Origin of the sequence: Kerstersia sp., assembly GCF_052103615.1 — a bacterium.
Lineage (GTDB): Bacteria > Pseudomonadota > Gammaproteobacteria > Burkholderiales > Burkholderiaceae_B > Kerstersia.
The window spans coordinates 1-10,775 of record NZ_JBQEKA010000102.1; the positions used below are offsets into that span (position 1 = coordinate 1).

Annotated in this window: 10 protein-coding genes; 1 reads left to right on the plus strand and 9 read right to left on the minus strand. The window is 62.3% G+C overall.

Going from position 1 to position 10,775, the window contains the following annotated elements; genetic code table 11:
* The 4 genes from ACTJGZ_RS14585 to ACTJGZ_RS14600 all read right to left on the minus strand — a co-directional run.
* Positions 1–535, minus strand: a 535-nt coding sequence (locus ACTJGZ_RS14585) for a hypothetical protein (protein WP_441663630.1), incomplete at its 3' end; no start/stop codon positions are given.
* Between the two features lie 153 nt (positions 536–688).
* A complete protein-coding gene (locus tag ACTJGZ_RS14590; RefSeq protein WP_441663631.1) occupies positions 689–1,930 on the minus strand; it encodes a GGDEF domain-containing protein in 1,242 nt (413 codons plus the stop codon).
* Positions 1,931–2,169: 239 nt separating this feature from the next.
* On the minus strand, positions 2,170–2,775 hold the full coding sequence (gene gstA / locus ACTJGZ_RS14595) for a glutathione transferase GstA (protein ID WP_441663632.1): 606 nt from the start codon (positions 2,773–2,775) through the stop codon (positions 2,170–2,172).
* Positions 2,776–2,986: 211 nt separating this feature from the next.
* Positions 2,987–3,754 carry an SDR family NAD(P)-dependent oxidoreductase gene (locus ACTJGZ_RS14600; RefSeq protein ID WP_278858569.1) on the minus strand — a complete coding sequence of 256 codons (768 nt, stop codon included), beginning with the start codon at positions 3,752–3,754 and terminating at the stop codon, positions 2,987–2,989.
* 426 nt (positions 3,755–4,180) lie between these two features.
* On the opposite strand from ACTJGZ_RS14600, the gene ACTJGZ_RS14605 reads away from it, so the two are divergent.
* Positions 4,181–5,266 (plus strand): hypothetical protein, encoded by a 1,086-nt coding sequence (locus ACTJGZ_RS14605; protein WP_441663633.1) that lies wholly within the window; start codon positions 4,181–4,183, stop codon positions 5,264–5,266.
* Here ACTJGZ_RS14605 and ACTJGZ_RS14610 read toward each other — a convergent pair.
* The 5 genes from ACTJGZ_RS14610 to ACTJGZ_RS14630 all read right to left on the minus strand — a co-directional run.
* Positions 5,210–6,949: an Eco57I restriction-modification methylase domain-containing protein gene (locus tag ACTJGZ_RS14610; RefSeq protein WP_441663634.1), complete on the minus strand. Its 1,740-nt coding sequence runs from the start codon at positions 6,947–6,949 to the stop codon at positions 5,210–5,212. The genes ACTJGZ_RS14605 and ACTJGZ_RS14610 overlap by 57 nt on opposite strands.
* A 353-nt stretch (positions 6,950–7,302) precedes the next feature.
* Entirely contained in the window at positions 7,303–7,800 is a 498-nt protein-coding gene (locus ACTJGZ_RS14615; protein WP_441663635.1) for an aminoacyl-tRNA deacylase, read from the minus strand.
* Positions 7,801–7,803: 3 nt separating this feature from the next.
* Entirely contained in the window at positions 7,804–8,718 is a 915-nt protein-coding gene (xerD, locus tag ACTJGZ_RS14620; RefSeq protein ID WP_441663636.1) for a site-specific tyrosine recombinase XerD, read from the minus strand.
* Between the two features lie 249 nt (positions 8,719–8,967).
* The gene (locus ACTJGZ_RS14625) at positions 8,968–10,239 is read right to left on the minus strand and encodes an HmuY family protein (protein WP_441663637.1); all 1,272 of its coding nucleotides are present in this window, start codon (positions 10,237–10,239) and stop codon (positions 8,968–8,970) included.
* A 31-nt stretch (positions 10,240–10,270) separates the two neighbouring features.
* Positions 10,271–10,775 (minus strand): TonB-dependent receptor domain-containing protein (locus tag ACTJGZ_RS14630; protein WP_441663638.1); only part of this gene is annotated, 505 nt, incomplete at its 5' end.

Sequence of the window (10,775 nt, forward strand, 5' to 3'; positions counted from 1 at the left end):
CCTGCCCGAGGATCATGCCCAGGAGATCTATGCCGACGAAACCCAGCAGCGCGCTGCAAGCCATCAATACCAGCCAGGCGATCCCCGTGAATACCGCCGCCGCTGCCCAGGCGCACAGAATGTCCCAGCTATGCAGGAACAACTGCGCATAATTGCGCCAGCCGCCAGGCTGCGTCAGCCCGGCCGCCAAAAAGGGCACGGCAATGACAGGCAGCAAACCCAGGCCCGCCCACATCTGCGGCGCCGACACAAAGCCATCAATATCCTCATAGCCCCCCATGCCGATCGCCGCCAGTGCAGCGCAAAACACGGCCAGCCCGCCAGCCGCCGCCAGCGCCTGGCGCAAGGGCAGCCTGGGCAATAGCGACAGCGCCGCCAGGCTCAGCGTCGCGGCGGCAATCAGCCCCAGCGCCCACCCGGTTTGCGATTCGGCTCCTGCCCGCATGGCCATCAGCCACCAGCAAAGCAGGCCCAGGAAAGCCCCCGCCGAACCCAGCAGGATACGTCTTTGATAAACAGGATTATTGGTACTCATCGCCAGCCTGAAGATCCATAGGAAACAAGGGCGGGCCTCATGGCGCACGCCGCAACCCCGGCAGTATGCCATTCTTGTTTTTGCGAACGGCCGCTATCGCAGGCCGATGTGGTAACGCCTCTGCAAGGATTGCGAGCAAATGCTGCGCCGCCGCTAACCCTCGACCGCAGCCCCGGCCGCCGCCCCTGCCGCAGCAGCGCGCGCCTCGGCCCCCACCGTGGAGGGTTTGTCCACACGCCATTCCGGCGGTGCCTCCACAATGCAGTCACGCCCCCTGGACTTGGCCACATACAAGGTTTCATCCACACGCGCCATCAATTCCGCCAGCGACTCTCCCGGTTTGTAAACCCCGACGCCAGCGCTGAAGGTATAGGCCAGGTCGGTTCCATCCACCACGCAGGGCACGCGCTGGATCAGGCGCTGCATGCGCTCCAACATTTTCACCCCTTCGGCTTGCGTAGTTTCCGGGCAGATCACGATGAATTCCTCGCCCCCCATACGCCCGAACACGTCACTGGCCCGCAAGCTGCCGCCGATCAGGCCCCCGAAGTGTTTCAGCACACGGTCCCCTGCCGCGTGGCCGCGGCTGTCGTTGATCGCCTTGAAGCGGTCCAGGTCTATCATCGCCAGGGACAAGGGGCGGCCCGTCCGCACGGCCGTGCGCAAGGCCCTTTCCGCCTGCATCAGGCAAGCGCGCCGCATCAGTGCCCCGGTCAGTTCATCGACACTGGCCAGATGCTCCAGCCGCCGCACCAGACGATCATGCACCAGCATCACCCTGCCTGCCGCCAGGCAAGGCAAAGCCACAATACCCAGGCCTAAAAACAGGGTGGTCGCCGATGAGGTTTCCAGCAAATGATTTTGCCTCACCAAGCCCAGGCCATAAGTCAGGCCCCGGGCAGCATGCGTCAGCCCGCCTATGCTCGCGGCAATGCAAACAAAACGGTATGCGTAGGAGAAATGGCCATCTGGCCGGATCTGATAACTGATCCAGGCCACAGAGAAATAGATATAGGCATGGAACACCGACACCAACGCAATACGCGCATTCAGGTTATCGCTGTAATACGTCCAATACCACATGCCTGCCAGAATCAGCAGCCAGGCCAGATATTCCATCTGCCGCACTGGCTTGATCCCTGCAAATTTCCGGCAGCCCTGCAAAATAATGAGCAGGCCCAGCATCAGCAATTGATTTGCCGCGATCACGGAAATGGCCTTGGGCCAGTCATAGGCCTGCATGCACACCAGCACCAGCGAGGCGATGGATAGCGAACAGCCCATCACCCAATCGCGCACCCCTGCCACTCTGGCGCTCAGCATGGAGCCCAGCACGCCCAGGCTCAACAGGGCAGAGACAATGGTGACGATCAAAATGCTGACGGGATCAGGCATGAGACAGGCAAGATAAGCAGGACACGCGCTGGCCTGACGGCCCTTGCGTGCCAAATCATCACAAATTTCGGACCATTCTAACCTTGCGAAGCGTTTCTCGACAAAGTTCTAGCCCGTCTATCTTGACAAAAATCAGCTGCCCAAAGGCCCGCCCCCGCTGCCAAGATCAGGCCGGAGCGGCAGCCACCCCGCAGTCCGCGAACACGGGCTGCGGCACTGGCGGCGCCCGCCCCGCCGCATCAGGCCAGGCCTTCTTCCTTCAGGCTCTGCTGCACTGCCGGCCTGGCGGCAATCAGCGCCTGCCAGCGCTGCACATGCGCAAAGGCGGAAAGATCGAATTTGACGATGCGCGCCCAGCCGAGCACGACCCAAAGATAGACGTCGGCAACGGTATAGACGTCCCCGGCGATATACGTCTGCCTGGACAGCAGCCCATCAACATAGGCGATGCGCTTTTGCAGCACGGCCCGGCTGGCCTCTTTGGTTTCTTCCGGCGTGCCCGGACGGAAAAACGCGGCAAACCCTTTATGCAATTCCGTGCCGGCAAAAGACAGGAATTCCAGCGTTTTATAGCGGGGCAGCGCGCCCACGGGCGGCAGCAGGCCCGCTGCGGGCTTCTGGTCTGCCAGGTATTGCACCAGCGCAGCCACTTCCGTCAGCACCTGGCCGTCATCCAGCACCAGCGCCGGCACATACCCATTGGGGTTGATGGCCAGATAATCGTCGCCGTGTTCCGTCGTTTTGTTGGACATGCTGACCCGGATCAGATCCAGCTTGATGCCCAATTCATTGGCAACAATATGAGGCGCCAGCGAACATGCGCCGGGCATATAGTAGAGTTTCATGCCGTCTATCTCCAGTTGGCAGAAAAAATCCGCCGCCGCCTGCTGGCAGCGGCAAGCGCCGCACCGCGTCAGGCCTGTTTCCCAGGCCGTCCTCCCGGCAGTGCCGGACAGCAATCCATCATAACGACCGCCACCGACTTGCGCCAGCGGGTGAAAGCCGCTGCAATCACGGATGCTCCGGCGCCTGGGCCGGGCGCTGCGCGGCGCCCGTTCAGGCGTCGCGATCCACGGCGAACGGCGCCCAGGCCTGACGGCTGGGCATGATTTCCAGGCGGTTGATATTGATGTGCGGCGGCAGCGTGGCAATATAGAAAATCTGCTCAGCGATATCTTCCGCGCTCAGCGGCTGCGTGCCGCGGTAGAGTTTGTCCGAAGCGGTCTGATCACCCTTGGTGCGCACCAGGGTAAATTCTGTCTCGGCCATCCCCGGCGCCAGGTCCGTCACCCGCACGCCGGTGGAAATCAGGTCACAGCGCAGGTTATAGGAAAACTGTTTGACGAATGCCTTGGTCGCGCCATAGACATGGCCGCCGGGGTAAGGCCATTCGCCCGCCACCGAACCGAGATTGATAATGCTGGCGCCGCTGCCGGTTTCCAGCAACTGCGGCAGCAGCGCATGCGTCACGTTGACCAGGCCCGTGACATTGGTATCTATCATCGTATGCCAGTCTTCCAGCGCCACCTTTTGCGCGGGTTCCGGCGCCAGCGCCAGGCCGGCATTATTGACGAGCGCGGTCAGCGGACGGAATTCTGCGGGCACCGCCGCCACCATGGCAGCCACCGCCTCGGCATCCCTGACGTCCAGCGCGGCGATGTGTACCGGCACCTGATCTTCCAGCTCGCGCTTGAGCGCTTCCAGACGCTCATAACGCCTGCCGGACAACACCAGCGACCAGCCTGCCTTGGCAAAACGGCGTGCCGTCGCGCGGCCAAAGCCCGAAGTCGCGCCGGTAATGAAAACCACGTTTTTCTTGCTCATGTCGATAACCCCGTTGAAGTCAGTCCAAGCCACCACTGGCTCACCGTTGCGCCAGGCGCCATAGCAGCCAGTGGGAATCCCTCACGCCAGCGTTGTGGCCGCGCGCATGGCTCAAATCGCGCTGCCCCGCCAATCGGCTAGCTTATCCCTACCCGGCAGGATGGCACAAGCCTGAAGCACTCCATTCAACGCTTCATCCGCTGCCCGCCTTGGTGTGCCGGCATTGGCGCCCGCATTGATGGCCCGTATTGATGCCCGCATTGGCGCCACCCGCGGCCGGATCATCCCAGGCCTGTCCTACAATGCCGCTTTGGCGCGCAGCGCAAGGCTTTGCCTTGGGCTCTGTCCCTTTACCGTATCGCGCCTTGGTTTGGCGCCCCTGTTTCTTGCCTGCCGTTCCTGTAACGGCTGACGATTTTCTCCGCCATGCCCGTTCCGCCCACTCCCGCCCCAGCCGTTCCCTACGTCGAGAACATTCGTGCCGCCGGTCTCGGCATTTACGACCCGATCGCCATCGGTGACCCGGCTCTTTGGATTCCTACCCCTGACCTGGAAGCCCTGCTCGATCAGGCGCTGCGGGGCATTTCTCTGGCCGGGCTGCCGCTGCGGACACGCTCCAAAGTTGCCAAGCAATATGTCTGCGAAGCGCTGGGCTATCCCCTCCCGCCGTCTTTCCGGCGAGTGCAGCCGCGCTTTCCGGGGCAATTTTTCGATACCTATGTGCAGAAGGCCAATAATCTGCAAGTCTGGAATGAAGAGCTCTCGCCGTCACGCCGCTATGTGCTGATCCGCGTGAACAGCGCCGACTGCATCAGCCAGGTGCGTGTCGTGACAGGCGACACCTTGGCGCAACTCGACACCACCGGCACCCTGACACAGAAGTACCAGGCGCGCTGCCTGGTAGGCGAGCAAACAGCCGAACTGGTATCGCAACAGGATACGGCCGCCCTACAAGCGCTGACCCGTGCCGGGCTGGATCTGGCCGCGGTCACGCCCGTGTCTTACCCCGAAGCCGGCAGCCTGCTGCCAGTGGCTGAGCTGTTCCAGCGTTTGTCTGCCCTGGTAGGTACCAGCTTTCCCGATCTCGGGGCGGATCAGGAACGCAACCGGGGGGCCGGGCTGCATCAACGGGTCTGCCGCCAGCTGGGCTATCTGCATTACCAGGATGATGGCCAGTTTCCAGACGTGCGCCAGCAATTGCTGGAAGTCAAACTGCAAACCAGCCCAACCATAGACCTAGGCCTGGCCCTGCCCTCCGGGCCGGATCTGCTCGATGTGCCGCAACTGAACGGCCACCAGCCGCGCCATTGCGATGTCCGCTATGCCGTGTTCTATGCGCGTACCGATGGCCGTCTGGTCACGCTCACCCACCTGATCGTCAGTACCGGGGAAGACTTCTTCACGCGCTTCACCAAATTTCAGGGCAAAGGGCTGAACAAGAAATTGCAGATCCCGCTACCGGCGGGATTCTTCCGCGCTGACGCCGAAGACACGCCAAACTTGCTGATCTAGCTCGCGCTCCAGCGCCTGCGCGTCAGCGCTGCCTGCCAAGGCATGAATCTGCCGCGCTGTCGCGGCAATCGCCTGGCTCAGCGGCAAGGCGGGATCAGGCAGCGGAAAGCGCTCGACGTACTGGGTAATAAAGCGGCGGCGCCCCGCATACAGCTTGTTCTGGAAGTTTTCATCGTAAAAGCGCTCGATAAACGAGGAATTGGCCACGGCCGCTGCCAGCCACAGCAAATCTTCCGCTTCCGGCGTTTCCGCCGCCAGCCAATAGCAATCACCGTTCACCACGCTGCCTTCCAGATCCACCCAGAAGGTAGGCGTTTCCGCGATATCGCGGAACACCAGCTTGGGCAAGGCCCAGCGCGCCGGATCCTGCGGCACCCAGATTTCATACCAATGACGGCCGCCTTCCATCACATAGCGGCGGGCGCTCAGGGTTTCCCTGTGCGCCTCCAGATAGGCGGCGCTGCGGGGAAACTGCGCCAGATCCAGCGCAATCCGCCGGCCATCCCGCATATCATGCGGATAGAGAATCTGGCGTTGCCGGACTGGAGCCTGCGCGCGAAAACGCCGCGCAATATGATGCGTCGTCAAAGGCCGCAGCAGTTCGGGCAGACCCTGCGGCGCAACAGCCTGCCAATCCTGCTGGATAAAAACCTTATCGGCGCAGGTTTTGACCCCCACGCGTATTTTTCCCAGGTTGCCGAAATGCTTCCAGGTATGGGCCGCGACCGTACGCAGCCAATCGTCTCCGGCGCCGGTCGCCATGCGCCAGTTATCCTGCGGACGGATACCCGCATCCAGCTTGCCGTGCGTCACCCGCAGCAGCCTGCCATCCGGCAACGCCGCCACGCCAGGACGCGCCAGGGCAGCAATGGGATTGGACACACGCCGGCGGGTGTCCTGCCCTGCGGCTTGCGTCTCATAGGCGGACACGAAACCGGCAGCCGCCGCCCTGACTTCCGGCGCGCCACGTTCCAGCAGCAACACCGCCGGCAGCACCGCCGTATCGAATAAACGCGTATCGCCCAGATCCCAGACATGGCGGATACGGAAATGGCGCCGCAGCATGGCCCGCACCGCAGCGCCCGAACGCGTGCTCATGAAGCGGTTGGACACGATCAGGCCCACCATGCCCCCGACATGCAGCACGCGGGCGATGCCGGCGACAAAGGCGTGATACATATCAACCCGGCCCTTCAGGCCAAACTGCTCCGCCAGCCAGCGCGCTTGGGCCGCACCCAGCACCTGGGTGCGGATATAGGGCGGATTGGCAATGACCAGATCAAAATACGCGCTGCCATGTTCCGGCTGCCCCTCGGGTTGCGCCAGGGCATAATCCAGAAAACTGCCATGTATCATGTGCAGCACGGCCTGCGGATACGACGCTTCCAGGCGCTGGCGGGTCACAGCCAGCGCTGCCGCATCCGTTTCAAAGGCATGCACATCCACATCAGTGATGCCGCGCTGAGCCAGCTCCGCCAACAGGCTGAGCAACAATTCCCCTTCGCCCACGCCCGGATCCAGGACGCGCAGACGCCTGCCCGATGGCAGGATGCCCTGAGCCTCGGCCATGCGTGCGGCAACGAAATCCGAGAGTATGCCCGGCGTGTATGTCGCGCCGCCTGCTTTCTCTCCGGAAACCCGCTGATAGCGGCCGCTGATAGCGGCATCGCCGGGAACTGCCATAAATTCTTCCGTATTGCCGGTTTCGGACACCTGGCCATCCGCCCTGCAAGGGCGGCCAGGCAAGGCGGCTATGTTTGTTCAAGCATCACGCGCAATGCCGTTATTGCTGTCCCCGCCACACGCCGCAATGAACGGCGCAATAAATAGCACCATAAATGGCGCGATGAACGGCACAATAACTGCATAAGCAAGGGCACAAGCCACCGGAACAACGCTTTTACCGGGCCTGCGACATCCCGGATTTGCCGCGTAGCGAGGACGCTACTTTACCAGACTGAACCCGGCTGGCGGCAGGTTCCCCTACGCGATCCGTTCACCTGAATTGCCTGGCGCGCGCCCCTGGCAACCGCCGCTTAGCTGTCCTCGTGGTTCAGCGCCGCATCGACCGTCTTGGCGCCCAGCGCCGTCAGCAAAATCTGCGGGTCGATTTCCAGCAAATACCCGCGCCGGCCGCCGTTGATCAGAATACGCGGCAGCGCCAGAATGCTTTGCTGCACCCAGACCGGCATGCGCTTGCGGGTGCCAAACGGCGACGTGCCGCCAACGAAATAACCGGAATGGCGCTGCGCCACCTCCGGTGCGCAGGGCGCCGTCTTACGCACGCCGATCTGCCGGGCCAGATTCTTCGCCGACACTTCACAATCCCCATGCATCAGCACGATCAGGGGCTGCCCTTTTTCGTCTTCAAACACCAGTGTCTTGATCACGGCATGGGGGTCCATGCCCAGCTGGCGCGAGGCTTCCGCCGTGCCGCCGTGCTCGACATAATCATAAACACGCTCTTCGAAAGCAGCGCCCTGACGCTTGAGGAACTGCGTCGCCGGGGTTTCCGATACATGGCGGGGCTTCACTGGCTAACCTCTTGGATGATGCTGCGCGTGCAGCGTTTTCAGGCGCTCCCGCGCAACATGGGTATAAATCTGCGTGGTGGAAATATCGGCATGCCCAAGCAGCATCTGCACCACCCGCAAGTCGGCGCCATGATTGAGCAAGTGCGTTGCAAAGGCATGCCGCAGCACATGCGGCGAAAGCGGCGCATGAATATCGGCCAGCATGGCGTATTTGCGCACCAGTTGCCAGAAAGCCTGACGCGTCATGCCTGCGCCCAGCCGAGTGACAAATAAGGCATCCGTCACCTTGCCGCCCAGAATCACCGACCGGGCCTGATCCAGATAATCCTGCAGCCAATCTGCCGCGATACCGCCAAGCGGCACCAGCCTGGCCTTATCGCCCTTGCCGTGCCGGACACGCACCACCCCTTCATTCAGGCTGACATCCAACACCGTCAGCGACACCAGCTCGGACACCCGCAGGCCAGTCGCATACAGCGTTTCCAGCATGGCGCGGTCCCGCATACCCGCGGGCTGGCGCAAATCCGGCGCTGCCAGCAACGCCTCCACCTGCCCTTCCGACAAGGTTTTGGGAAACCGCTCGGCCTGACGCGCGCTGGGAATATTCAGACAAGGATCAGCGGCCACATGCCCCTGCCGCAACGCCCAGGCATAGAACCGCCGCAAGGTAGCCAGGCGGCGGTTCGCCGTGCTTGGACGCGTTCCGGCATGGCTGGCGGCAAACCAAGCCGAGACGTCTGCGGCGCCAGCATGCGCCAAATCCAGCGCGCGCGCTTCCTGCAGCCAGGCCGCCCAGCCGCGCAAGTCGCGCCGGTAAGCAGCCAGCGTATTGGCCGCAAGGCCGTCTTCCAGCCACAGCGCATCAATGAAATGATCTATCAGCGGCGGATCGCCTGCCGCCTTCTTGCCTGGAGCCATCTATCCTAGGCCTTGCGGCCCTGCCCGAAATGGAAGCGGAAGATTCTGTCCGTATCTCTCGCGTCCGTCAAGCTGCCGCTCCAAAACACGGATTACGCCTGCCTGCCCCATCATTCTGATCCCTCAGACTGTCCCATAAAAAAACCCGCCAGGCGAAGCCGGGCGGGCGGGGGCCAACTGGCGGCAGCGCCAGCCGTAGGCTGGCGCTGCCTGCCGGGGCAAACCGGGCGGGCCGGCTTGCCGCTGACCTTATTGCGGGGCCTGAACGGCGTAACCGAAAGTCCAGGTCTGCGCGCTGTTGCGGTCGGCCTTATCGGCGTACTCGATGCGATCCAGGTGGATGCGCGCATAACCCGTCCCGCTACCCGAACGAATCATCGTACCGTTGCCTGGATTAGCGGCCAGCATGTGCGCCTTCAGGCCTACGGTCTCCGCTGCCTCATCGGTAGAATAATAGCTGTACCAGCCAAAATTCAGCGGTGCCGGGTAGGCGCCCTCATACGCCGGGTTCAGCGCGGAACCATTGGCGTCCTTCTTCCAGTCGGCGGCCTTGGCGGGCGTCTTGATATCCGGTGACGTCAGGTAGCCTTCGGTGACCGTAGCGGCAGGCGGGTTCAGGAACTTGGAAGCCACCGGCTCGCCATCTGCCGCGTAGAAACCAGCAGGCGTATAGCCGTCAAAACCGGCAACCTTGCCGTTCGGGTTGTTCGACCCGCCGTTGAGCTTGACTTGCAGGCGGTTCAGGGCGATATGCCAGCTGCCATCAGCGGAAGTCGTCGTGCCAGTCGTCAGATCCACATAGACCCAATCCGTGGAAGCGTCAAAGGTCTTTTCGGTCGGTTTCGCCTGGCTGCCGTCGCGGCTGATCCAGCGCAAGGTCGGGTAGCCTGACTTGCCTGCCGCGTTGTAGTAATTGACGATTTGCAGCGCATAGACACCGCTGGTCACGCTGGCCGAAGCGCTGTCCGTCGTGATCAGGAACACGCGGAAGTTCGGGTACATATTGTGGTCGTTACCCAGGCCGTACTCGAACGCTGCCGAACCCGAATCCCTGCTGCTGCTGAAAACGCTGGAAACCGCATCCGCCACATAGACATTGGCAGGCAGCGCCTGGCCGCTTTCCGGATCCACATTGCCCTGCTTGTATTGTTCCAGCGAAGCCCAGGTATGGCTGAACGGCCCGCCGAAAGCACCGCCCTTGCCCGGGCCGCTGATGCCGCTATTGGTCCAGAACGTCGGGTAAGAACGTCCGCCGGTAATCTTGAGATCCCAGGCCGTGCTGCCATCGCAGGAGCTCACGACGCTGGCAGGCACCGTATCCAGGTCATAACACACCGACTCATTGGCCGCGGGCGGCGTGAAAGTCAGTTCGCGGGTTTCGCTGAACTGGCTTTTGGCGCCGCCATCGTTGCCGCCGCCGTCATTGCCGCCATCATCGCCGCCGCTGCCACCGCCGCCGCAGCCCGCCAGCACGAATGCCCCCGTCAGGGCGATCACCAGAGGATGCACCTTGATTGCCATGTTTTTCTCCTTGATGGATAAGTGAACCCTGTCAGGGCTTACCGAATGAATAGCGCGCGCCCAGATAGACGAAACGGCCGCGGATCGGACCGAAGTCCGACGGATCCGCGAAGTCGCGCTGCTTGTCGAAAACGTTGTTGACCCCGACAAAAGCGGTCAACTGCGAATTGATGGTCTGATCAACGGCCAGATCGACCGTCGTCCAGGAAGGCGACACGCCATCGGACGACGCCGTGGTTTGCCCGCCATAGTTGGCATCGCGGCTGGAGACCAGTTCATTGCTCTGGTACTTTGCCCGCACGGTCACCTTGGTGCCTTGCAGCGCCTGCCAATCCACGCCGACCCGGCCCATGTGACGCGGACGGCGCGTCAGGCGGCTGCCGGTATCCAGATTTTTGGCATCGGTAAAGGTGTAGCCAAAATTCATTCCCAGTGAACTCAGCGCCTGCCAGCGCAGATTGGTTTCTATCCCTTGCGTCCGCGCACGCGAGACGTTGTCATAGGTATAGACATCCAGACCATTGATGACCTTGGCG